Source organism: Nostoc sp. ATCC 53789 (assembly GCF_009873495.1).
In the GTDB taxonomy this organism is placed as follows: domain Bacteria; phylum Cyanobacteriota; class Cyanobacteriia; order Cyanobacteriales; family Nostocaceae; genus Nostoc; species Nostoc muscorum_A.
The window spans coordinates 3,607,127-3,631,545 of the sequence record NZ_CP046703.1 but is presented as its reverse complement, the minus strand read 5'-3'; the positions used below and the strand labels follow the sequence as shown (position 1 = coordinate 3,631,545).

Below are 24,419 nucleotides of genomic sequence, written 5' to 3'. Positions count from 1 at the left end.
TCTCAATTATTTGAGTTGATGAGGCTAAGACAATGCTGCTGCGGGAGTTAAACCCAGTTTCGATAACAAGCGGTCAATGTCAAAATGCTCAGACATTAACTGGCGAACGCACTGAACCTTAATCGGCTCGTGGAGACGGACTTGCCCAAAAGTACGGTTAACAATTTCTACAGTGGTGAGAGTGTCTAAGTCAACAGATAAAATGGGAATTTCTAGTTCTTCAGCACGACTGAGAATGAATGGCGGCGGTGGTAGTTGCCCGGTGAGAATTAAACATTGGGTAGAAGTTTCCAAAGCGGCTTGCTGAATTTCTACGCGATCGCCTCCTGTCACCACTGCCATATTTCGGCGTTTACGGAAATACTTGACAGCAGAGTTGACATTCATTGCTCCAATTGCCAGACTTTCAACCAACAAATCCATGCGATCGTTGCGACAAAGAACATCAGCCTTTAACTGCTTCACGAGTTCGCCAACACTAATACTGCGGAGCAAATCGCTACTCGGCAGCATAGCTAACACGGGAATCCCTTGCTGTTCCAAAAACGGACGCAAGAGAGTGTTAACCGCTTCTAGTTGGGTGACAGGGATATCATTGATCACAACTCCAATCAAGCGATCGCCCACACGCCCTTTAGCAGCCAATAGCGCCTCAACCGAAAGCAACGATTTATAGCGGCTTACTAACAGCACGCCAGCATCCAATACTTCAGCCATTTGCAGCAAAGACAAGTCAAACAAATTGCCTTCGGAAAAATCACCAGGCCCCTCCAGTAATACCAAATCTCCTTGGGACATTTGTAAATATTGCTGTATTAGGGACTGCTGATAATCGGTTTTGTCTTCCCCCCGTAAGCGCTTTTGCACATTGAGTTCATCCAAAGCCAGCATTGTAGGTGCAACACGGTTTTCCGGCAAATTGAGGCTAAGAGCGATGAATTGGACATCTTCCTCAATTACGGTTCCACTAGACGAATTTAGACACGTACCAAGCGGTTTACCGTAGGTAATATCCAGTCCTTTTTGCTGTAGCTGATGAGACAAACCCAGAACAGTTGCAGATTTACCGCTGTAAGTCTCGGTTGATCCAATCAGCAAATATTTAGGGGATTTTGGCACACATGCACTCCTAATTTCAAAATTCAGAAGAACCCAGCTAGGTGTTTCCTAATTCTAGTTCCTTCTGGCAAAAGCCTTTCGCTCTCACAAATTAAGGTTTCCCATAATTATCTTCTAAATAAGCAGGGGTAAGCAGACTCGTTATCACTGGACTATGGGCTTTTTTGGTCAGAATCAATTCTGTCTGTTTATAGGATTTACGCAAAATTACACGCGCGGGAGGGCGATACCCTACGGTTACTCCGTTGGAGAACTTGTGGAGTATCTGCTTCTCTACGAGACGCTTTGCGAATGCGTCTACATGAATTGCCCTAAGAAAAAAATCTTTCTTTTTGGCTAAGGTTTTGCGTAAGTTCGATGATAAATATATTTTTTAATTACTTTTCTCAGGAAATACTTCTAAGTGTAGATGGCTAGATGATAGGGAAAGGGATAATGCTGAAAGAGTTGATTTTCTCTGACCAATTACTGACTAGGAGACTATTTGATGAAAACCAGAAAACTAGGGAAACTTGGGTTAGAAGTTTCAACTATCGGACTTGGTTGTATGGGAATGTCTGAGTTTTATAGTGGTCGTGATGAAAATGAGGCGATCGCTACAATTCATCGAGCATTGGAACTTGGAGTTAATTTTCTTGATACTGCCGATATGTATGGGCCTTTTACTAATGAGCAATTAGTAGGCAAAGCAATTAAAGATCGTCGAGATCGAGTAGTATTAGCAACCAAATTTGGTAATGTCCGCACTGAAGATGGTGGTTTTAAAGGAGTTAATGGCAAACCCGAATATGTCCATCAAGCTTGTGATGCCTCGCTCAAACGTCTAGGAGTGGAAGTGATTGACCTCTATTATCAACATCGGGTAGATTCAACCGTACCCATTGAGGATACTGTAGGAGCAATGGCAGAGTTAGTAAAGCAAGGAAAAGTGCGTTATTTAGGGCTTTCAGAGGCTGCTCCGGCGACGATTCGGCGGGCTGTGGCAGTTCACCCCATTGCGGCACTTCAAACAGAATACTCTCTTTGGAGTCGAGAGCCAGAGGATGAAATTTTACCTACCGTGCGGGAATTAGGAATTGGGTTTGTTGCCTATAGCCCATTAGGAAGAGGGTTTTTATCAGGTGCGATCGCTAAACTTGACGATCTAGCACCTGATGACTATCGCAGAAATGCGCCTCGTTTTCAAGGTGAGAATTTTGATAAGAACTTGAAATTAGTTGAGCAAGTGAAGGCAATTGCCACCGAAAAAGGAGTAACTGCTAGTCAGCTTGCACTAGCATGGCTATTGGCTCAAGGAGAAGATATTGTGCCAATTCCTGGTACAAAACGCCGTACCTACTTAGAGGAGAATGTTGCAGCTACCGAAATTACCCTGACTGAAGAAGAGTTGAATCGACTGGAAGCAGTGGCACCAAAAGGTATCGCAGCAGGTGAGCGCTACCCTGACATGAGTACTGTTAACCGTTGATCCATTAACGAAATGTAACCCGATTTGTGCCGATTGTTCCCAGTAGTGCGATGTCTACGACGGGCTACGCCTACGCAGGTAAAAAGCTAGGATTTAGGCACTACACAAAATAATTATGGTGTGAATCAAGGTAAGTATGTCATTTCAGGTTTTTATTAATCATTTTTGGATGGTAAATAGACCTGCGCTGTAGGGGCAATTTATGTAGATGCAAAGCGGCTTATCGTTGGGTATTGCCCCTATGACATATATGGTTTTTCAGTATGGCAAAAGTTTTCGGAGAGTGACACAAGAGGATTATTTAGCAATTTGTTGCTTGCGTTTCATTTTCAATGCTAGTGCGATCGTTGCCAGCACACCAAGAACAGTATTAGGTTCTGGGACTGAAAGCTGATTATCCACAGTTCCTGTTTTGTCAATATCTATCAATATACTTCCAGTATTGTCACTATAAAAAACATCGTTCACAGCTAGGAACAAAAAAGTCGCTGTGGTGGGAATTGTAAGTGTTGTCTTACCGAAGATACCAAAAACACCATCAAATAATGTTTGTTGACCGCACATTCTGTTAGGGTCACTCAGGGTTGTATCACTGCACATATAAGCATTTTTGCCAGGGTCAAAGGTAGAGCCTGGGGAGGCGGTAGAATCAAATAAAGTCTTAGAAGTCCACGTGTTCTGAGTGTAGTCATATTGATTGGCATCTTGCTGATTGAGGGCTACAGCATCAACCACACGTTGTTTAGAAGATTTATCAAGGAGCTGATCTGAGGTACTGAATACCCCTATCATGTCGCTCCTTTGACCTGGACTCCAAACACTTGTGTTAAATTTACCAGAAATATTCAGGCTGATTGAGTCGCCACCTTTAAAACCCAAATCTGCTAGGGATATGGCTTTAGTGTTACCAGCAACAGTATTCACACCTTGGTAATAAGTTGTGTCAGCGTAGGTTCTCAAAAAGGTGTCTGTAGGATCGATTGTCAGGGATGCGGCTTGAGCTTTGTTAACGGCAGAGAATGCTCCTAGTCCTACTAGACTAGAAACCATTAAAACACCCAGAAATTTTTTCATATTCTTGCATTGATTGCGTGTAAATCTATGTTATGCAATAGCCGATAAAGCTTGTATAAGTTTACACAGATTAGTATTGAATATTAGATATATTTAACTGGAAAAAATTCGAATATTTACAGTATTTTTATTTATAATTGCTAAACTATTTTTTACCTTAAATTGCAGTATACTTAGCCAATATTTACACGTAAGGGCTATTACGTGTAGTCGGCAATTGAAAGTGCTTTTAACTCAGCCATAAGAGAGTGGCTGAGTTAGAAATTATATTGTTCGTGCCGCCCTTGTGTGTTTGAGCATCTATCAACGATTATTCATCTGAAAGAAGACTGTTTTCAAATCATCTATACTTGGTATTTCTTGTTAATACGTAAGCTTTAATATTATTGATAATTTTACTCAAAATCCTAACACCTGCCTTGATTTTTCAAGTACTTCTTTGGGTCGAAATGGTTTAGTTAGATATAAATCTGCACCAACCTCAATCCCTTTCTGTTTATCAAATTCCTGTCCTTTAGCTGTCAATATCACAATGTAGATGTCAGTCATTTCCAAGTCATGTTTAACAATGTGGCAGACTTGCAAACCGTTCATTTTAGGCATCATTACATCGAGAAAAACTAGATTTGGTTTTTCAGTTTTAATAGTTTCAAGAGCTTCTTCTCCATTTCTAGCAGTTAGAAGTTCTACGCCCTCGTCTTCTAATGCTTCTAAGGCTTGTTCCATCAAAATCAAGATATTGGGTTCATCGTCAACAATCAGAATTTTATGAGTCATAGTAATTAGGGATTGGGAATTGGGCATTGGGCACTGGGAATTGGGGGCATTGGGTACTGGTTATTCTCCTCATCTCCCATTCCCAATTCCCATTAGAAACGATTACTGCTCAGACAGCATAATAAAAAATACATTTTCTAACTCTTTCTCAAACCGTAGGGTTTTCACCAAATCACCTTCTTGAGAGAAGATAGAATCGATGATGATCATGTCAGGTTTGGCTGACAGAGCTTTATTTATGCATTCTTGCGGATTAGAGGCTTCAATCACGTTGTATCCCTGAGCTTGTAGTACATCGGATAAGGTTTTTAAAGCTGATGCATTTTTATCTACAACTAATACCTTTTTACTAGAAGTACCCTGGTAAAGCAGTGAGCCAATTTCGTTGAGGAGTTTCTCTGTATTAATGGGCTTGGTGAGATAGCGATCAATACCAATGTGGTAGCCCCGTTCTTTGTTTTCAATAATTGACAAAATAATGATCGGAATGTCTGCGGTCTGAGGATCATTCTTGAGAACAGCTGCCACATCAAAACCGTTGATTTGGGGCATCATCACGTCCAAGAGAATCAGATCGGGACGGGCTATTTTAATTTGATGAATTGCATCCACGCCGTCCTTTCCTTCCTGAACGTTGTAGCCTTCATTTTCTAGTTGTTGACGAAGCAGTTCCCGAATGTTAGCGTCATCATCCACAACTAAAATGGTTTTACGGTTTTTGTTCACCACTGGGTTTGTGGTAATGACGTGTTCTTTAAGTTGTTTGACTAGCGTATCCAGATTCAGATTAGTAGTGGTTTTTTGATCGCTGGTGTAGGTGGGAATGATGAATGAGAATATACTGCCATTCCCTGGTTCACTTTCAACCCAAATTCTACCGCCATGATGATCGATGATTTGTTTACAGATGGGTAGCCCTAACCCTGTGCCTTTGGGTTTGTCGGTGAGGGTGTCACCAACTTGGCGGAATTTCTCAAACACTTTTGGCTGATCTTCTGGTGCAATACCAATGCCTGTGTCGATGACGCTGATGCAAACACCGTCGTCTCCTTGTTTGACGCGGCAGGTAACACAACCAGATTCGGTAAATTTAACGGCATTAGAAATCAGATTAATTAAAACTTGCAGCAAACGGTTGCGATCGCCTACTATCTGAGGCAGTCCAGGTTCAATCTCGCTGACTAACTGCAAGCCATTGGTTTCAAACAACCCGGCGGTAGAATTGGTTGCCCAATCCAGTAATTCGCTGGGATCGAGCGGCTGCATCTGCCATTCCACCTTACCTGCTTCCATCTTGGCGATGTCTAAGACATCGTTAATCAAAGATGTGAGTCGTTCTGCTTCCGACACAATAATGTTGAGATTATCCGCCACCCGCTTAATGGTTTTTTGAAGCTTGCGGTCTTCAGTAGAAATTATTGGAAACACATCAGTTTCTAGCTTTTCTTTAATAATTGATGCAAAACCGAGAACAGAAGTTAGTGGTGTTCGCAGTTCGTGGGAAACCGTTGAGATAAAGTCGGTCTTCATCTTGTCAATCTCTTTTTCTGCTGTTATATCCCGAATCAGCAGCGCAGAACCGAAGCAGGTAGGGGGTTCTTGCTCCACCGTCTTTTTGAAAATAGCGGTCGCCACTGCCTGACCAATGCGTTCCTTCGTCAGTGCAACTTCAGCAGAAAATACCTCTCCGGGATGAGATTGAGTTCGGGCAACCAGTTCTGCTAAACCAGATATTGGCAGTTCTCGGTAGTGACCGTTGACAGAGGTATCTGTCAATTCATACATAGCTAAAAAGGCAGGATTGAAGTGGGTAATTTGTCCTACGGTGTCTGCCACTAATAAACCGTCTGCTAAGTTATCTAAAATGGCATTTAATCCGTGTGCTTCTGCTAAGGTATTTTGCAGGGCAGCTGTCCGCTCTGCAACTCTGGCTTCCAGTTCTTGATTCAGTTGCCGCAGAGCAATTTCTGCTTGTTTGCGGGCAGTGATATCGGTATTAATTTCTAGCACCGCGCAGGGCTGACCGTCGATGTCTCGTTGCAATGTCCATCGACTCTGGACGATAATCAATTTGCCAAAATGGGTGAGGTGTTGCACTTCTCCTTCCCAATTACCTTGCTCTAATAACTCTGCGATGATTTCTTCTTTTGGTTTTGGAAAGATTTTTTTGAGAAATGCTTGAATACATTGGCCTTTTACTTCTTCACGCGTCCAACCGTAGAGTCTCTCGGCACCCTGATTCCAGTGAGAGATTTTGTCGCTCATGTCACGAACGATGATGGCATCACTGGAATGATTTAACATATCCATCAAACGTTGATTTTCGGCTTCTGCTTGTTTGCGATCGTGAATATCGGTGCAAGTACCAATCCATTCTCGAACGCTGCCATCTTTTTCTAAGACGGGGGCACCACAGACAAAAAAGTGGCGATAGCTGCCGTCTTTGCCACGAAATCGGTATTCAGTTTGAAAGAGGCTCTTATTTGCCACAGCAGTACTCCAGGCTAAGGCTGTGCGGTTACGGTCATCGGGGTGAATCGGATCAAGCCAGCCCAAACCCTCAACTTCTTCTGCACTCTGACCTGTGTACGCTAACCAGGTAGGCATTTCATGGCTTACCGCCAGTCCTTCAGGCGTAGCCACCCAGACAATTTGTGAGCTAGCAGTCACCAGAGAGCGAAACCGTTGTTCGTTTTGTTGGAGAGTTTGTTCTCCTAGTTTGCGATCGTGAATATCGGTGCAGGTGCCAACCCACTCTCGAACGTCGCCGTCTGCTTCCAAGACTGGGGCACCACAGACAGAAAAGTGGCGATAGCTGCCGTCTTTGCCACGAATTCGGTATTCTGTTTCATAAATGCTGCACTTGGCCACAGCTGTATACCAGACTTGGGCTGTGCGATCGCGATCGTCAGGATGAACGGCATCAATCCAACCTCCATTTGCCGCTTCTGCTAGACTTTGACCTGTATATGCTATCCAGCTTGCTAGTTCAATGCAAATTCCTTCTGGTGTGCTTACCCAAACAATTTGTGTCGTAGCGGTTACTAGAGAGCGATATCGAGCTTCACTCTGTTTCAAGATTTGTTCAGTATGTTGGCGTTCCTGCTGGGCGAGTCGAAGATCGCTGATATCCTCCACACTAGACCAAATCATTCGTTCGCCATCTTTCTCAATTATCAGCCCGGAGATTCTGACCGGGACTAGATGCCCATCTTTGTGAATTAGCTCCTTCTCGTAAGGCCCATAGCGACCAGTTTGTTCTAGGTTTTCTAGGGTAGCTCGGTCAGAGGCAGCATAGCTTTCAGGAGTAATTTGCCAATAGCTGAGATTCAGGGTTTCTGGAACAGTGCGCCCCAAAATAGCAGCATAGGCAAGGTTAGTATTAATTAGCGTCCCATCTGTTCGGCACAATGCTAGGCCAACAGGACATTTTTCAAATAGCTGACTATTGTAATCATCAAGTTGCTTAAACATGGTTAAGGTTTCTCTAGTGGCGTATTTTAAGTAGGGTTAGAACAACAGAACCAAGACAACAAAGTGGCGTAAAGCTTTAATGAAATTGGGTGGCGTTGGAACATCTGGTAAATTTCATCGGGTGATGCAGTTTCCACACCTGGATTTTGCTGTGAAAGTCGCTGGATCAAGTGAGTATGGCGGGTCAGTAAATCCGTCGGTTTGAGCATTGGAATTGTTGATGGAATGAAGCCGTCGGCATCGGGTATATGGGGTAATATCGTTGTGACAGTTGGCGAGGCAGAGGTGTAATTCTCTTCTTCAGTAGGGGCAACCACTGCACAATTTAAGGGAATCTGAATCCAGAATTCTGTGCCTTCACCTGGTTGAGAACGACACTTGAGCATTCCTCCATGTTTGTCTACAACAATTTGATAGCTGATTGCCATACCTAACCCGGTTCCCTTACCAATATCTTTTGTGGTGAAAAAGGGATCGTAAATGCGGTGGATAACGTCCTCCTTCATGCCTGGGCCATTGTCGGCAATGCGAATCACAGCCCACTGGCGATCAAGAACTTTGGTACGAATAGTGATTTGGGGAGTGGGGAGTGGAGAGTGAGGAGATGGCGGGACAAGGAGATGAGGTGAATGAGAATTTTTCCATTCCCCATTACTCATTGTCTCCTCCAAAGCATCAATGGCATTTGCCAGGATGTTCATAAACACCTGATTCAACTGTCCGGGATAGCATTCAATGGGGGGAAGTTTTGCATAGTCTTTGATGATTTCAATTGCCGGACGGTGAATATCTGCTTTCAGGCGATGGTGAAGAATCATTAGCGTTCCGTCGATACCATCATGGATATTGACGGCTTTCATTTCGGATTCATCGTGGCGGGAGAAGTTTTTCAGGGATTGGACAATTTCTACGATGCGACCGGTGCCCAGTTTCATCGAATCTAGCAGTTTGGGGAGATCCTGCATGATAAATTCCAGGTCTATATTGTCTAACTCTGATTCCAACTCTGGAGGGACAACAGGTAGGAATTTCTGATAGTTTTCCAATAGGTGTAATAAGTTTTGGGCGTATTCGGCAACATACTTTAAATTGCCGCAAATAAAGTTAAGCGGGTTGTTGATTTCGTGGGCAACTCCGGCAATAAGTTGTCCGAGACTGGACATTTTTTCGCTTTGGATTAACTGAGTTTGGGCCAATTGCAGCTCATGAAGAGCTTGCTGAAGCTTTTTTGTCTGAGCTTGTGCCTGAACTGCTGCTTGAGTGCTTTGCTCGTAAAGCAGAGCTTTGTCAATGGCGATCGCTGTTTGAGAGGCAAAGATACTCACAAGTTTCAGGTGTTCGGCTTTGTATGATTCAGTTTTGGATGCCCCAATCGCGATCGCTCCCAGTACCCGCTCTTTGGCTCGTAACGGTACACAAATCATGGCGCTAACGTTTTTTTTCACCTCTAATCGAAGATCTGTTTGCACATCATTGATCAGTTCTGCCCGGTTGGATTGCACAATGTTGCCAATAATCCCCTTACCTGGTTCCGGGTGGCTATCGTCAAAAAAATCTCCAAATTCGGCAATGATTTCAAATGCAGTTGTATCTGGACTCAAAAGCAGAATCATCCCCGCAGACGATTCAATTAATCGACTTAATTCTTGAAGCACGAGTTGAGCAATCTGTCGCGTATCCAAACTTGTTGCGAGTTGAGTCGAGATATCGTCAAACAAATCAATTTCTTGGTATCGCTCTAGCAATTCTATGGCCAGTACTTTCTTCTCAGCTTCTTGCTTTGCCAACAATGAGAGCAAATTTGCAACTAGAGTTGCCTGTTCTCCTCCCACAACCCAACCGATGATTTCTCCTGACATCTCGATTGGATATCGGTTTTCGGTAGTTTGCTCCCCAATGCTAAGTAGTTTTGTGCCGTCTACGAGTTCAACATCAATCGCAATGTTGAGTTGGTAGACTAAATTATGAAGGAGAGATGGCAATTCTTTTTTGTTGAGAATCTTTCTGAGGCTAACTGGGGACATAAAACACCTCATAAGCAGCAAGTTGCAAATTAACCCCATTCAAGCAAATTGGGTGATTAATCTTATCAATGAAGACAGGAAATACAGGGCAAGAAGTGAGACAGGTCGGTCTTGGGGGTTTTCCCCATGAGCGACTGCGTTCGCGTAACGTCTCCGTTCGCAAAGCGTGCCCGAAGGGCTTAGGAGATACCCGAAGGGTAGAAGGAAAACAGCCCTCTCTAGAAAAGAGAGAAATTATCATAAAAATCTAGAGATATAATAATTTACTAATTAAGACTAGTTTTCCCAAAAATATTGGCGATATAACAGTGAAGTTGAACATTAGCAAATACCTTTATACTTCGTTACAAAGGTATACTTCTGTTTGTGTAACTCGCTTATTTTTAGGGCTTACACAAAGCCACATACAGTAGGGGCAATTCATGAATTGCCACTACCTGATAATATATTTTTCTGAAAAGATAAATAGCGTACCAAAAGAAGCTGCGATCACAACTTCTTTTGGTACGTTTAAAAAGTATTGAGATAAGTAGTAGCTTCAGTTAGATCCGCGAGTAGCGAAAGCGAAGTCTGAGTAACCGAAGCCAGCGTAACCACATTTGTGCAGGTTGTTCAAAGAATGTAAAAATATCACCGAAACCTAAATTAGTTTTGTGATGATGTAACCAGTGTCTCTCAGGAGTAGTAACAAATAAAATTTGGCATAAAATATTTATAGGCTTTGGAGTTTGCCAACCAAGTACACTTATGTGTCTCCACCATACATGAAACTGACCAAGCAGTAATCCCGAAATAACGCCAATGGGAGAGAAAGACCACAAGACTACTGCTATGAGTACATAAGGCAAAGCTCCTAAGATACCATCTAAAAGAACTTGAGGATTAAAAGTCAAAATAGCGTAGTGGCGGAAATCTTTTTTCCAGGAGTGGTGCGTTTTTAAATGAAGGCTACCAAAAACATGCTCGGGTACGTGGTAAATAAATGTAGATAGAAAATCACCAAAAAACAGTAATAACCAAGCAACAGCGATAGCCTCAAGCATTTGTACTCCTCAAGAATAGTTAAGAAAACTCCACAGAAAATATGCAAATGTCATGCTGTCGGCGTAGACACCTGGTTTCCTCCGTGCAAACAGCATTTGTGCTTATCATGGGTCTACGCTCCAGTGAATTTGGTTCAGAGTATATGTAATTGGATCAGTTGCAGTTTCATGAATCTCCAATCCTTAAATGCAGTAAACAGCAACTCCTAAGAACCTCCAGCTTGACTTCTAGCTCTGGGTTAATGGTAGCAATACATCTAAAACCCGATTGGAATACAGTATTTTACCAGAGTTACTACACAATCTTCTTACTAAGGCATACAGCGTAGGCAAAGATTGAGTTAAAGTTAGTACAAATTTAGGTTAAGGCTTTTTTCGAAATTGTTAATTCCAAATTGATTGCAATTAAGTCTCAATGATGAATTTAATCAGAACCACAGAAATAAGGATTATGCCAAAACAACTTGGGTCATCAAGGTGAGTAAAGCGAGTTTACAATTAAATTGAGATATGGCAAAATTTTGAGTATATAGAACTAACATGATTTTTCAGAGACAAGTGATGTAAAATCTACATTTAGACCCCTAAAATTCAATTCAAATTTTCCCATAAAAAGTAGATAAATGCCTTGGTTTGGCTACGAATAAGCTAAAATTAGTCCTGACATTATGATCCTATAATAGAAAAAATAACCCTGTTTTTTATAAGCGGGTTCGGGTGAGATTCTGAGGCGGAATATCACTATTCTAAGCATATTGCCATATATCCTAATTATTTTATAATCTAACAACAGAAAGAGTTTGATGAGTAATTTATCTATAAAAATTGCTGAAATGTCTAAAGATTTTCCTACAATTAAAGCAATTAGACAAGTAGTTTTTCAGGATGAACAAAATGTAGATCCTGCTTTAGAATTTGATGGCAAAGATGCAATATCTGAGCATTTGATTGCTTATTTAAATGAAAAAGCTGTTGGTACTGCCAGAATTAGATACTTGGAAGATAAAACTGCCAAGATAGAAAGGCTTGCAGTTTTATCTACAGCTAGAGGACAGGGTATTGGTACAAAAATTATGGAAAAGGCACTACAGATTATAGCTAACAAAAATATTACACAAGTTGTGATTCACGCTCAAGAATATGTGATAAATTTATACAAAAAACTGGATTTTATAGAAGAGGGAGAAATATTTGAAGAAGCAAGCATTCGCCATGTAACAATGAGAAAAAACATCTCATAGTCTAAATAATCTGCTTATTTTAATAACTGGTAATCACAGCAGTTGACAATGATTTTAAATACGAAATTTCCTAACCAATAAACAAGAAATTTCATAGTAAAATTAGCTCAAATATCGCATTAGTAATGACTCTAGCTGGACTGTGCGGATTGGCTTAACAAGATAGTCATTAGCACTACCTGGTAACTTATTAATTTCTTTTTCTATAGGTTCGCTCAAAGTCATTATTACAATCGGTGTATCTTTCCAAGAAGGCTTTTGTCTAAGAAGATTTAGCAAATTTAAGATCCTAGTTTTTCTAGTTAGCTGGAAATCAAAAAAAACTAAATCTGCTTGGAGGCTTTGCACCTGGTTCAAAAAATCGTTTTCATTATCTATCCACTTGACTTTATAGCCAATTGACTGAAGATAGTCTTGCAAAACTGTTGCAGTTTTTTCCTCTTCTTCTATAAGTAAAATAGTTTTATTTTTGGGGATGTCTGGGGAGTAGGATAAAGTAAATTCTTCTCCCTCATCTCCCTGATCTTCCTCATGCTTTTCATTCTCGACTGCTTTCGAAATTACTGGATTTGGTAAAAACAAAGTGAACTGACTGCCTTCTCCTAAAGTCGATGTAACAGTTAAATCTCCACCATGCAAACGCGCTAGTTTGCGTGTTAAAGCTAAACCTAAACCAGTGCCTTCATACTGCCGATTTAATTGGCTATCAAGCTGTTTAAATGGTTCAAATAGAAATTGAAACTGATTTGGGTCTATACCAATTCCAGTGTCTGAAACTGTAAAGGTTATTCCTTGAGGTGCTTTTTTCACTACCAGCGATACATCACCGGCTGGGGTAAATTTAATGGCATTGGTGAGCAAATTGAGTAGCATTTGCTTGATGCGCCGCTCATCAGCAATACAAATATCCTCTTGTAGGTCAATTTTGTAGGTGAGTTTTAACCCCTTTTCTGAGGCGCGATCACGCACTGTCCAGATGGCATAATTACATAAATCAGATACTGGTAAAGGTGACAGTAACAGTTCTTCTTTGCCTGCTTCTACCTTCGATAAATCAAGAATATCGTTAATCAGTGCCAACAAATGCTCACCACTACTATATATACAACTTACATATTCGTTCTGCTTTTCATTGAGAGAGCCAACTACTTCTTGTTGCAGCAACTGCGATAAGCCCATAATCGCATTAAGAGGTGTTCGCAACTCGTGGCTCATGGTTGCTAAAAATTCACTTTTTGCCCGACTAGCAGCTTCTGCTGCTTCTTGAGAGGCACGTAGTTTCAATTCTGTTTCCTTGCGTTCAGTAATATCCTCAATCATCGCTAGAAAAAACTCAGGTTCACCATTGCTGTCTGGTATAACAGAAACAGAGATATGAGTCCAAACTAGGCTACCATCTTTATGTAAGCAGCGTCTTTCCACCTCAATGCGATGTTTATCGACAGCCTGTTCCTCAAGTTCGGAGACTTGGAAGCCGAACCTTGAAGTTTTCCCTGAGTTTTTGCCAATTTCTGACACCAGTTGTTTGTAAAGTTTTAAATCCCCCTTTTGCGTGGAAATGTAATCTGTAAAGCGCTTACCGTATAGTTCTTCTTGGCTGTATCCTAAAATCTCGCACAGTACCGGATTAGTATCGACTATCTGCGCTTTCATATCTATAAGTCCAATACCAATAGAAGAACGTTCAAAAATTGCCCGAAATTTCGCCTCACTCTGTCGCAGTGCTTCCTGTACCATGTTTCGCTCGCTTGCTTCTATAGCCAAAGTCACGAAATCTGCAATCGAGCCAGCAAAAGTTTCTTCTTCTAAAGTCCATTGGCGAAGTTCACCTATATGTTCGTGGCATACTACGCCTACCAAACGACCCTCTAGCCAAATGGGTGCATCCAATAGGGATGTGATGCCTAAAATACAAAGATAAGGCTCGGATAATTCTTGGGTTCTTATATCATTTCTGGCATCATTTGCGGCAATGGTACGTTCTTCTTCTAATGCCTGGAAATAAGCTGGATAATTTTCTTGTGAAAGCGAGTTACCAAAGCTATGCTCCTTAGTCTTTACATCATATAAATCGATGCATTCAATTTTTGAGCGTTCTTCATTATATAACCACACCCCAACTCGCTTGACTAAGAGCGTCTGAGCAGCAGTTTCTGTGATCTCTCTCAATACTGCATTAAGATTGCCTTGTTGAAATGTCTTACTTCTTGCCAGTTGTACTAATGTCTGGCTTTGTTTTCGACGACTATTTTCTCTGATTTGTAAAGCCTCTTGGGACTGATTTTGCTCTGTAATATCTCTAGCTGACACCACCTGCATTACTTGACCTCAAGAAGAAATAATTTTGCTTTCCAGTTCTACGCAAAAAGTAGAACCGTCTTTGTATAACTACAATTACTTGGTATGCTTTTTCATAACCGGAAAGTATATTTTTTATAATCAAATTTTTCTGATTCTGGATAACGAGTTCCAAACTATATTTTGCTAATCACTTTTATTACTTCATGCCAGTAATTTTTGCCAGGGGATAATTAGCATTTACAGGAATTCTACTATCAAGTAATTTCACTCAAATATTAAGTAGTATAGTGTTTTGATTTGGGAAGTAGGAAGTGGTGTAGTTTAATTACTTGAAAAGGGCTGTAAGCCAATTTGTTGGTTAGTGTTAATGTTAATTCATTTTTTTGGAACTGTACAAAATCAAGCTTGCTGAGGCAATGGGCATAAGCCCTAAGTTCTGGAGCAACTTCACAGATAATCAATATGATTACCAAAACACAGTTGATTCCCCTAGAGAAAGATACTTAATGACTAAAATTTTGAGAATATTAAGGTAATGCGAGCTTTTATGGAGGTGGAGCGATGACGGTTAGTAATGTGAGAATTGTTTCCCTAATTCCCGGTGGAACAGAGATTTTAGCGGCACTAGGATTGGTTAATGCTATTGTGGGGCGATCGCACGAATGCGATTACCCTCCAGAAATCCTCGATCGCCCCGTTTGTACCCAAGCACGCTTAGACTCCAATGCCTCCAGCAGCCAAATTAACGATGAGGTGAACGATTTATTACAATCTGCTCTCAGTATTTATGAAATAAAAACTGATGTTTTAGAGCGGTTGCAGCCTACTCACATTCTCACTCAAGACCAGTGTGATGTTTGCGCTGTCAGCTTACACGAAGTTGAAAAGGCAGTTGCTACACTCATTGACAGTAAACCGCAGATTATTTCTTTACAACCCAATATTCTCCAAGATATTTGGGCTGATATTGAGCGAGTCGGTAACGCCTTCGAGGTAGATTCGGTAAAAGTCTTAGAAAATTTAGAAGCTCGCGTCAAAATTTGTCAGCAAAGAATCCAAGGACTTTCTTTAAATGAACAGCCTACTGTTGCATGTATTGAGTGGACTGATCCTTTAATGGTTGCCGCCAATTGGATTCCTGAATTAGTTAACTTGGCAGGAGGACAGTCTCTATTTTGTTATACAGGTCAGCCTTCTCCTATCTTGCCGTGGGAAACACTATTAACAACTAATCCAGATGTCATTGTTTTTATGCCTTGTGGCTTTGATTTAAATCGCACTCGCCAAGAAGCCAAATTGTTAACTAAACGTCCAGAGTGGGAAAAACTACACGCTACGCAAGCTGGTAGGGTTTACATCACTGATGGCAATTCTTACTTTAATCGTCCAGGGCCACGACTGGTAGATTCTCTCGAAATTTTGGCTGAAATTTTGCATCCCGAAATTTTCCAATACGGCTACAAAGGAACAGCTTGGGAACTTTTGTAAAGAAGAATTCAGAACTCAGGAGTCAGAATTCAGGAGTACGATGGTTACTGAGTTTGTCGTACCACTTGCCTACGGCACGCTCCGCGAACGTGCCGTAGGCAAGCTACGGTCAGCGTCTCCTAGAGAAGTACTGAGTGATATAGTTTAAAGCTTTGGCGGGTTCCAATAGCCCACAAAGAATAAATTCTGATTCCTGGATTCTGAATTCTGAATTCTTCTCTAAGGTGTTTCTTCAGAATCCGCCGATGGTTCGTTGTTAAATAACAGCAGGCGTGCAGCAAGGATGGCAAATCCGATCGCAGCGATCGCTTTTAACAAACGTGTAGGTAATAATTCGGCTACTGCTCCCCCTGCTAATGCTCCCAACAAGCTAGTCAACAGCAATGCGCCTGCTGCACCAAAAAATACCGCGCGTGGAGAGTTAGAACGCCCTGAAAGTGCGATCGCAGCTAGCTGACTTTTGTCACCCAATTCTGATAAAAAAACTGTAATAAAGCTCAGTCCTAAAAGATGCCAATCCATATTATTTAGGGGTAATGGGGAATGGGGAATGGGGAATGGGAGTTTCTCCAATGACAAATGACAAATGACAAATGACTAATGACTAATGACCAATAAATACATCCCAAAACAGCATTAGGGAAATTACCAACAACATCACACCTGCTGATTTTTCTACAGTTTTTGGGCTGAGTCGGTTAGCCATCCAACTACCTAAAAGTACACCTAATAAGCTCGTGGTTATCAGCGCCGCTGCCGATCCGAGAAATACCACCCAAGGCGAATGAGATTCTGCACTCATTAATAGGGTGGATAGCTGAGTCTTATCTCCAATTTCTGCTAGAAAAATGGTTACAAAAGTTGTGCCAAAAACTACTAACACTGATTGCTGCTTTGGAGGACTATCGGCAACTACAGGCTGAACTTGCTGGGCGATCGCAGGAGTTAAGTTAAAATCAGTGCTATCTTTCAGTTCTAGCTCGATTTCAGTCTGAGCTATGCCAGAAATCTCCAAAGGTGCAGAGTCAAGTTTCACAAGCAGTAGTTTTGGTTGCTAGATTATTTTCATATTTCTATCATATTCTCAGATTGTTGTAATAAATTGCAACTACATAAATGGAGACAAAAAAATTATGGGGTGTTTTTGTGTCCTAAGATCCTCCTTACACCCGGATTTCTCACGCATAGTGTAGGCAGAGAGGGAAGAAGAGTGTGGGGAGTGTGGGGAGTGTGGGGGGTAAAACTTCTTCCCCATCCTCCCACACCTCCCACACTCCTTGGATTTCTCACTTGTGAGAAATCCAGGTTACAGCCCAATAGCTTTATCGAAGCGTAGTATTTCTAAGCTGCGATCGCCATATACTCCTTCTATTTGCTGGCGACAGCAGTCTATAGCAAAATCGTTGACTTCTTCAGGTTCAACCCCATACATATCTTGAAAAACTTCTGATTCCACGCGGCAGAAACGAGGACGATCTGAGTAGATGCGACATTCGCGCGTGGTATGGTCGAAATTAACGCACCATCCGCCTTCGCCTACCATGCTGAGGTAGAGTTCTAGTTCTGGTGGAGAGAGATACTCATCCAAATCTGGACGATCTGCTGGATCAAGATTACAGCAGGCTCCACATTGTTTTACACATTGCCAAGTTGCCATTTTGAATTAGGGAGTGGGGAATGGGGAATGGGGAATAGGGAATAGGGAATAGGGAATAGGGAGAATAAACAATGCCCAATGCCCCTATTTTACGTTTTTATGTCTTTTCTTATAATTTTGTTAAGTAAATTAAATCCAATAGGCCATAGACAGATATGATCGATTGCGGGTTTTGTAATTAAGTTATTGAATTTTTTAAGACAATTGGGAGGAGAAAGGGAAAAATGTTTGACGCTGTATCTGACTTGTTTAACGCTTTTACCAGTATCAATTGGGAAGTTATTTTCCAATTGCTGTCCGTGGCGCTAATTGTGATTGCTGGCCCAGTAGTAATCTTTTTGTTGGCATTTCGCAACGGCAACCTATAAGATTTCTGAGTGCTGATTAAGAGTTAGGGGTGAGGAGTTAGGAGTGAGTAATTAAATTTTATTCTCAACTCATAACTCATAACTCATAAATCAGCACTCACAGTATCACACTCAGAAGCAATAAGTTAATAAAGAACTTCTAACTCTTAACTGACAACGCTTGAAGTGCAGCTTGAATAATACTGTCATACTGTGGCTGAGAAATATCAACTTCTTTAGCGTTTTGACGATTAGTACCAAGTAAACCGATTATATGTCCTGGCTGCATGGCTAAGACTTTGCCTTCAGAATTTTTAATTCTTAATTCTGCTTCAATACCGTTTTTATAAAAACCACAAGTATATTGTCGCTGGTTGTACTCAAAGGTGGTGCTTGACTGGATAGGTGAAGAAGCAAAAAATTGTTGAATCTGAATTGGCAGTCTAACACCGATTAACTCTAGCTCGATGGTGGTGTTGCCGTTAAAATAATTTTCTCGCAGTTTGTAAGCTACATCCACTCGCGGCGGTAAGCGGAAGTAGTCGCCCCAACGCCAAGCGATCGCTTTAATTCTGTACTCCTGATTATCAATAGTTTGGGCAATTGTCAGTTTGATGTGACCCTTACCAACGATTTTTTGCTCAACCACTTGAACATTAGCTGTCCAAAAAACTGGATCGGGGTTGTCCATACCGCAAGGATGTAGAGCATTAAGCTGTTGGTAAAGCTGCTGATTGATCTGATCGAGGTTGACTTCGGCATCAATTTTGAGCAGAGGCTTGAGATGCTGGGGTTCAAGACACTGGTTAGCAAACTCAATCAAACGCGATCGCACCATCTGTAAATTCTCTGCTGGTAGAGAGAATCCCCCGGCGGCTTTGTGTCCGCCATATTTCCCTAGTAAATCGTGGCAATATTCCAAAGCTTCAAACACATTAAACTCTGGAATTGAGCGTGCAGAACCGCGTATATGTTCCCCATCCTCATAAGTACCGATGAATACAGGAACACCGTAGCGTTCTACCAAGCGGGAGGCGACAATCCCAATAACGCCGTGATGCCAATTAGGTTGAACAACAATTAATACACGATCTTGTTGTAGAGATGTAACAAATTCTGCTTCTACATAAGCGATCGCTTCTTGTTCAATTTGCTGACACATTTCCTGGCGAGAAGCGTTGATTTGTTCGCACTGCATTGCTCTTTCCAGCGCCACCCCCATATCATCTGTAGTCAGCAATTCAATCACAGTCTGGGGATTACCAATCCGACCGATAGCATTAATTCGTGGCCCCAGGCGAAACCCGATATCTTCAGGCTTGAGCGATTTTGGATTTTGGACTTTGGATTTTGGACTTGTACTGAGCGAAGTCGAAGTATTGGCAATTTCCTCCCCTGCTCCCCTGCTCCCCTGCTCCCCTGCTCTCTCCTCTCCCCTCGCTTGCACACCGCCTACCTGAATTAACGCCTGTATCCCAGCTAAGTTGGATTTGGGTAAATGCTGTAAACCACGTTTCACCCAACGGCGATTTACGCCAGTTAAGGGAGCTAAATCTGCGATCGTTCCTAGTGTAAACAGTGCTAGCATCGGCTGGATTAATCCCTTCGTCTCGCCTAGCTGTTGTGCTAAAGACACTGCCAAAATATAGGCAACACCAACACCAGCAACACCCCTATAGGGTGACGATTCGGCTATTAGTTTAGGGTTGAGGATAGCATTAGCTGGCGGTAATTTTTGGGGGATATCGTGGTGATCGGTGATAATCACTGCAAGACCAAGTTCTCTAGCTCTAGCGACTGGTTCAAACGCAGAGATGCCATTATCTACAGTCAGAATTAATCCTACACCTTCACTGTGAAATTCTTCAACTATGCGTTTATTAATACCGTAGCCTTCGTGCATCCGGCTGGGAATAGCATAATCTACCTGTGCGCCTAAAGTGCGGAGACTACGCAAAAGTAGAGCCGTGCTGGTCATCCCATCAGCATCGTAGTCACCACAAATAGCAATTTTTGTTTGAGAAGCGATCGCATTTTGCAACAACTCCAAACTAATCGCCAAATCTGGGAAATCTTCTAACGGCGAAGGTAAGACTAAAGACTCTGGATTTAAAAATGCTTGTGCTTGTTCTGGCGTTTCCATACCCCGATTAATCAACAACTGGCTGATAATGGGTGAAACATTAATCAAAACCGCCAGTTTTTGGGCAAATTCTGGTTTTTGTGGATAAATTTGCCAGCGCTGATTAGGTAAGCGCCTGGTAGGTTTTGAGAATTCAGATACAGGTCGGTCTAGCACAATACAAGTTAGAATTTACTTAGTTATGAGTGTTGAATTGAAAGTTGTTTCTTAACTCATAACTAATAACATTAATTTGCTATCTAAAACACGTTTATTCTACCATCATCCATAATATACAAAGAGCGATCGCCTGGAGAGCGCCAAGTCGGACGGAGTTCCAGCCGCAATGTGCCAAAGTTAGGTTTCGAGACAATTGCTTGTAATGACAAACCTTTTTCGCTCCAAAATATCAGAGATGTATTTGGCTCCGTACCCTCTATTTGTTCTAAACTTAGTTTCTGCCCTGGACTCAAGGTAATTGCATCAGTCCCAGAGGGTTTTTGGATTTTGATGATGTTAGGCGTGCTATTTATTACTTCAACTCGGATGTGTTGCCCAGGTGTAAACTGAATTGGATGCGACCCACACTTAGAAGCACAAGTTTTAGCTAAGGTAGCACTGGGATTATTGATTGATGCTACTAAAACGGTAGCTGCAACTAAAGCAAATGACAGAGGCTTAAACATAATACACAGTATAACTACTAAACTGAAATATTACTTCAATCTAGTCCTGTCAAGCCTCAGTATATTTTGCAGAATTACTTTGCTAATTTCCAGTTATTAAATTAGTAATTACGAATTATTTATTATAAACATCTCCTCTTGCACCAATGGCGTAAATCTCGATGTCTTTGGAATCAATATCTACTGTAAAAATAATTCTGTTTTTACCTATACGTAGTCTGTAAAATCACTCCCAATCACCTTTCATTTTTTTGATATCTAGTTCTGTAAACGGGATAATGCCTTGGTTTTCGACAGCAATAAAAATTTGGTTTATTTGCTCCCGAATATTTTCGACATCTTCGGGATTTGCTTTTTCTAAAAATTTAATCGCTTTTTTGCGAAATTTTATTGCCATATCTTACCCAATCGGTCATATCAATTACTTCATCCTCAGTATCATCTGAAGGTACACCAAATTCGGCTTCAAGTTCGCGTTGCTCATTATCACTTATGTAAGGAATCAAAATTTGGCACAGGCGAAGTCTTTCTTCTTGCAGAACTTCACGCATAGTTTCTTTAATCAATGCTTTTAATTCTTGAATTTCCACTGTATGCCTTTTATTCATAGTTATATATGTATATATATTACCTAGTCTCGGCTTGTAGTGGAGCGGGAATTTGTACGAAAATAGCGACTACAAAAGTTGGGAGATTGTTTTACCGATATAAATTTCAGTAGACAGAAGGATTTTTTAACAGGGCGTTGAGCTGACTAGATTTAGATGAAAGGGAAAGGGTTAAAGAGTAAAGGAATTATAGTCTCTCACAACTGAACTTGGCTTTTGCCTTTCCCCTTGCGTTGTCATGTCTTTTTAACCGAAGCGTCCACTGATATAGTCTTCAGCTTCTTTAGTTTGAGGAGAACTGAACATCTGGGCTGTTGGATTAAACTCAACTAATTTTCCGCGACGTTTGCCATACTCGTCAATTTCTGTATTGAAGAAAGCTGTGAAATCTGCCACTCTGGAAGCTTGCTGCATATTGTGTGTCACCATGATGATGGTGTATTGCTGCTTCAGTTCTAAGCAGAGTTCTTCTACTTGGCGGCTAGAAATCGGGTCGAGAGCAGAACATGGTTCATCCATCAATAATACATCTGGCTTCATTGCGATCGCACGGGCTATGCAAAGTCGTTGCTGTTGTCCGCCAGATAATGCAGTACCTTTCTCTTTGAGTTTATCTTTGACTTCATCCCAGATAGCAGCGCGTCTGAGGGAATCTTCCACCAATTCATCAATGTTACCTTTGTAACCGTTAGAACGCGGCCCAAAAGAAATATTTTCGTATATTGACTTGGGGAAAGGATTCGGTCTTTGAAAAACCATTCCGACTTGGCGGCGTAATTTGACAGAATTTATCTTAGGATCGTAAATATTGCGATCGCGATAATTCAGTCTACCCTCAACCCTAGCTCCAGGGATTAAATCATTCATCCGGTTGAAGCAACGCAATAAGGTGCTTTTACCACATCCTGAAGGCCCAATAAAAGCAATAATTTGTTTTTCAGGAATCTTGAGATAGACATCTAAAAGTGCCAGAAATCCCCCATAAAAAACCTTCACACCTTCAACATTGAAGACGCTCTTTTCATAGTCAAGGGTGGCACTATCTGATTGACTTCTACTATTATTGCTATAAGTCATTTTTCGATTCTCCTAATATTCGTGAATGTATCCAATTAGATATTTAATTAGCTAACGTATTGAAAAGCGTTGTCTAATATAAATTGCCACACCATTTAAAACTAAAATCAAGAGTAACAACGCAATAATTGTTGCTGCTGCTGCATCAGCAAAACCCGGTTCAGGACGAGTGATGTAACTGTAAATTTGAATGGGTAATGCCATAAATCTCTGAAACAAACCGGGGTCAAAAGTGAGAAAACCCACAGCACCGACAACAATTAGAGAGGCTGCATCACCAATAGCACGGGATACAGAGATAATCACCCCTGTCAAAATACCGGGAATAGCATAAGGTAAAACATGACTGCTGATAGTGCGCCATTTTGTAACACCTAATCCATAAGAAGCATTTCTCAAGGAATCTGGGACAGCGCGAATTGCTTCTCTAGAGGTGACAATAATTACTGGTAAAGACAACAAAGATAAAGTCAATGCACCAGAAATCAAAGCGGGGCCAAACCCAAGCAAATAATTGAAAACTCCTAAACCCAGCAATCCATAGACAATAGAAGGTACACCCGCTAGATTACTGATATTAATCTCAATAATTGCTGTCCACCAAGCTTTGGGTGCATACTCTTCTAGATATAAAGCTGCTCCTACACCAATTGGTACAGTAACCAAAATTACAACAGTTCCTAAAAGAACACTGCTGATAATTGCAGGACGAATACCACCTTGGTCAGGAAAACGAGAAGGAGTTTCTGTGAGAAAACCGGGTGTTAAAAATCTGCCTAATCCGTCTTTAAAAATATCAAAAAGTAGCAATGCTAGGACAAATAAACCAATTAGCAATCCTAACAAAAAAAGTACTTCAAATACTTTACCTAATGTCTCCCTACTCTCAACATTATCGGTAAATTCTATCGTAGAATCTAGAGAATTATCTTTTTGGTAACTTGTAGCCATACTTAGTTAATCGTATTTTTCTTTAAAGCGATTTGCAACCCAGTAACTAACAATATTCAAAGCTAGGGTAATTATAAACAGAACAGCACCTACAGCATATAATGTCTTGAAATTGAGACTACCACGTGGGCTATCTCCACCAGAAATTTGTGCCATATAAGCTGTCATTGTTTCTATTGATTCCGCAAAATTAACAGTCAGCTTTGGCTGTAGTCCGGCAGCGATTAGGACAGTCATTGTTTCACCCACAGCGCGAGAAATACCCAATATAATTGAGGCGATGATTCCAGAAAGCGCGGCTGGTAGAACTACTTTAAAAATGGTTTCTAGTTTAGTGATACCTAAAGCATAAGATCCTTCTCGCAAAGAACGAGGAACTGCTTTAATAGCATCTAAGCTGATAGAACCAACAGTAGGGGTAATCATCACGCCCATCATTAACCCTGCACTCAAAGCATTGAATATTTCCAGAGGGATAATATTCCGCAACAATGGTGTGATAAACAACAGCGCAAAGTAACCATAGACTACTGTTGGTATTCCTGCTAAAAGTTCTACTGCTGGACGTAAAACTGCTGCTACTTTGGGTTGAGCATACTCACTTAAATAAATGGCCGAAGATAAACCTAAAGGAATAGCAACTGCCATCGCAATAGCTGTTGTTAAAAAAGTGCCATTAATCAAAGGCCAAACGCCAAAATGTCTATCGGCAAATAGAGGTGTCCATTTAGTATCAAGAAAGAACTCGGCAAAGGAAACTTCTTGGAAAAAACCAAATGTCTCTTGAAAGATAATTACGACAATACCAAAGGTAGTCAAAACAGAAACTAAAGCACAAGCAAATAAAATTACTGCAACAATCTTTTCAGAGATATCTTCAGATGGGTTTTTATCCAGTGACTGTCTAGATAGTAAATAAGGATCGTCTTGAGAATTGGTATTCTGCATAAACAGTTAATTTT

General features: G+C 41.2%; 21 protein-coding genes. 4 read left to right on the top strand and 17 right to left on the bottom strand.

Going from position 1 to position 24,419, the window contains the following annotated elements; all coding sequences use genetic code 11:
- Positions 1-24: 24 nt before the first annotated feature.
- Positions 25-1,119, bottom strand: coding sequence for a phosphotransacetylase family protein (locus tag GJB62_RS14855; RefSeq protein ID WP_114086054.1), 1,095 nt, complete (start codon positions 1,117-1,119; stop codon positions 25-27).
- Between the two features lie 487 nt (positions 1,120-1,606).
- Between GJB62_RS14855 and GJB62_RS14850 the strand changes: the two genes are divergently transcribed.
- Positions 1,607-2,587, top strand: a complete 981-nt coding sequence (locus tag GJB62_RS14850; RefSeq protein WP_114086055.1) for an aldo/keto reductase — start codon at positions 1,607-1,609, stop codon at positions 2,585-2,587.
- 297 nt (positions 2,588-2,884) lie between these two features.
- On the opposite strand, the gene GJB62_RS14845 is transcribed toward GJB62_RS14850, so the two are convergent.
- The 5 genes from GJB62_RS14845 to GJB62_RS14825 all read right to left on the bottom strand — a co-directional run bounded on the left by GJB62_RS14845 (position 2,885) and on the right by GJB62_RS14825 (position 10,979).
- Positions 2,885-3,661: a PEP-CTERM sorting domain-containing protein gene (locus tag GJB62_RS14845; RefSeq protein WP_114086056.1), complete on the bottom strand. Its 777-nt coding sequence runs from the start codon at positions 3,659-3,661 to the stop codon at positions 2,885-2,887.
- 399 nt (positions 3,662-4,060) lie between these two features.
- Positions 4,061-4,438: a response regulator gene (locus GJB62_RS14840; protein ID WP_114086157.1), complete on the bottom strand. Its 378-nt coding sequence runs from the start codon at positions 4,436-4,438 to the stop codon at positions 4,061-4,063.
- Positions 4,439-4,540: 102 nt separating this feature from the next.
- A complete protein-coding gene (locus GJB62_RS14835) occupies positions 4,541-7,912 on the bottom strand; it encodes a PAS domain S-box protein (protein ID WP_114086057.1) in 3,372 nt (1,123 codons plus the stop codon).
- Between the two features lie 26 nt (positions 7,913-7,938).
- Positions 7,939-9,936, bottom strand: coding sequence for an ATP-binding protein (locus GJB62_RS14830; RefSeq protein ID WP_114086058.1), 1,998 nt, complete (start codon positions 9,934-9,936; stop codon positions 7,939-7,941).
- 542 nt (positions 9,937-10,478) lie between these two features.
- The gene (locus tag GJB62_RS14825; protein ID WP_114086060.1) at positions 10,479-10,979 is read right to left on the bottom strand and encodes a fatty acid hydroxylase; all 501 of its coding nucleotides are present in this window, start codon (positions 10,977-10,979) and stop codon (positions 10,479-10,481) included.
- 803 nt (positions 10,980-11,782) lie between these two features.
- Here GJB62_RS14825 and GJB62_RS14820 point away from each other — a divergent pair.
- Positions 11,783-12,220 (top strand): GNAT family N-acetyltransferase, encoded by a 438-nt coding sequence (locus GJB62_RS14820; protein WP_114086061.1) that lies wholly within the window; start codon positions 11,783-11,785, stop codon positions 12,218-12,220.
- A 102-nt stretch (positions 12,221-12,322) separates the two neighbouring features.
- Here GJB62_RS14820 and GJB62_RS14815 read toward each other — a convergent pair whose 3' ends face one another.
- Positions 12,323-14,539 carry an ATP-binding protein gene (locus GJB62_RS14815; RefSeq protein WP_114086062.1) on the bottom strand — a complete coding sequence of 739 codons (2,217 nt, stop codon included), beginning with the start codon at positions 14,537-14,539 and terminating at the stop codon, positions 12,323-12,325.
- A 543-nt stretch (positions 14,540-15,082) separates the two neighbouring features.
- On the opposite strand from GJB62_RS14815, the gene GJB62_RS14810 reads away from it, so the two are divergent.
- Positions 15,083-16,009, top strand: a complete 927-nt coding sequence (locus tag GJB62_RS14810; protein ID WP_114086063.1) for a cobalamin-binding protein — start codon at positions 15,083-15,085, stop codon at positions 16,007-16,009.
- Positions 16,010-16,228: 219 nt separating this feature from the next.
- On the opposite strand, the gene GJB62_RS14805 is transcribed toward GJB62_RS14810, so the two are convergent.
- The 3 genes from GJB62_RS14805 to GJB62_RS14795 form a co-directional block, all read right to left on the bottom strand.
- Positions 16,229-16,531, bottom strand: a complete 303-nt coding sequence (locus GJB62_RS14805; protein WP_012411060.1) for a TMEM165/GDT1 family protein — start codon at positions 16,529-16,531, stop codon at positions 16,229-16,231.
- 82 nt (positions 16,532-16,613) lie between these two features.
- Positions 16,614-17,045: a TMEM165/GDT1 family protein gene (locus GJB62_RS14800; RefSeq protein ID WP_114086064.1), complete on the bottom strand. Its 432-nt coding sequence runs from the start codon at positions 17,043-17,045 to the stop codon at positions 16,614-16,616.
- A 270-nt stretch (positions 17,046-17,315) separates the two neighbouring features.
- The gene (locus GJB62_RS14795) at positions 17,316-17,666 is read right to left on the bottom strand and encodes a YkgJ family cysteine cluster protein (RefSeq protein WP_012411062.1); all 351 of its coding nucleotides are present in this window, start codon (positions 17,664-17,666) and stop codon (positions 17,316-17,318) included.
- A gap of 224 nt (positions 17,667-17,890) precedes the next feature.
- Here GJB62_RS14795 and GJB62_RS14790 point away from each other — a divergent pair, with 224 nt between their 5' ends.
- On the top strand, positions 17,891-18,034 hold the full coding sequence (locus GJB62_RS14790; protein WP_114086065.1) for a photosystem II reaction center protein Ycf12: 144 nt from the start codon (positions 17,891-17,893) through the stop codon (positions 18,032-18,034).
- A 139-nt stretch (positions 18,035-18,173) separates the two neighbouring features.
- On the opposite strand, the gene GJB62_RS14785 is transcribed toward GJB62_RS14790, so the two are convergent.
- From GJB62_RS14785 to pstC, 7 genes are all read right to left on the bottom strand, one after another.
- The gene (locus tag GJB62_RS14785) at positions 18,174-20,312 is read right to left on the bottom strand and encodes a DHH family phosphoesterase (RefSeq protein WP_114086066.1); all 2,139 of its coding nucleotides are present in this window, start codon (positions 20,310-20,312) and stop codon (positions 18,174-18,176) included.
- 83 nt (positions 20,313-20,395) lie between these two features.
- Complete coding sequence (locus GJB62_RS14780) at positions 20,396-20,821, bottom strand: hypothetical protein (protein WP_114086067.1); 426 nt, start codon at positions 20,819-20,821, stop codon at positions 20,396-20,398.
- Between the two features lie 226 nt (positions 20,822-21,047).
- Entirely contained in the window at positions 21,048-21,218 is a 171-nt protein-coding gene (locus GJB62_RS37480) for a type II toxin-antitoxin system RelE/ParE family toxin (protein WP_245246172.1), read from the bottom strand.
- Complete coding sequence (locus GJB62_RS14770) at positions 21,187-21,429, bottom strand: hypothetical protein (RefSeq protein ID WP_199346367.1); 243 nt, start codon at positions 21,427-21,429, stop codon at positions 21,187-21,189. The genes GJB62_RS37480 and GJB62_RS14770 overlap by 32 nt, the downstream gene beginning before the upstream one ends.
- Positions 21,430-21,675: 246 nt before the next feature.
- Positions 21,676-22,506 carry a phosphate ABC transporter ATP-binding protein PstB gene (pstB, locus tag GJB62_RS14765; protein ID WP_114086068.1) on the bottom strand — a complete coding sequence of 277 codons (831 nt, stop codon included), beginning with the start codon at positions 22,504-22,506 and terminating at the stop codon, positions 21,676-21,678.
- Between the two features lie 51 nt (positions 22,507-22,557).
- Positions 22,558-23,457, bottom strand: coding sequence for a phosphate ABC transporter permease PstA (gene pstA, locus GJB62_RS14760; protein ID WP_114086069.1), 900 nt, complete (start codon positions 23,455-23,457; stop codon positions 22,558-22,560).
- 6 nt (positions 23,458-23,463) lie between these two features.
- The gene (gene pstC / locus GJB62_RS14755; protein ID WP_114086070.1) at positions 23,464-24,405 is read right to left on the bottom strand and encodes a phosphate ABC transporter permease subunit PstC; all 942 of its coding nucleotides are present in this window, start codon (positions 24,403-24,405) and stop codon (positions 23,464-23,466) included.
- Positions 24,406-24,419: the final 14 nt, after the last annotated feature.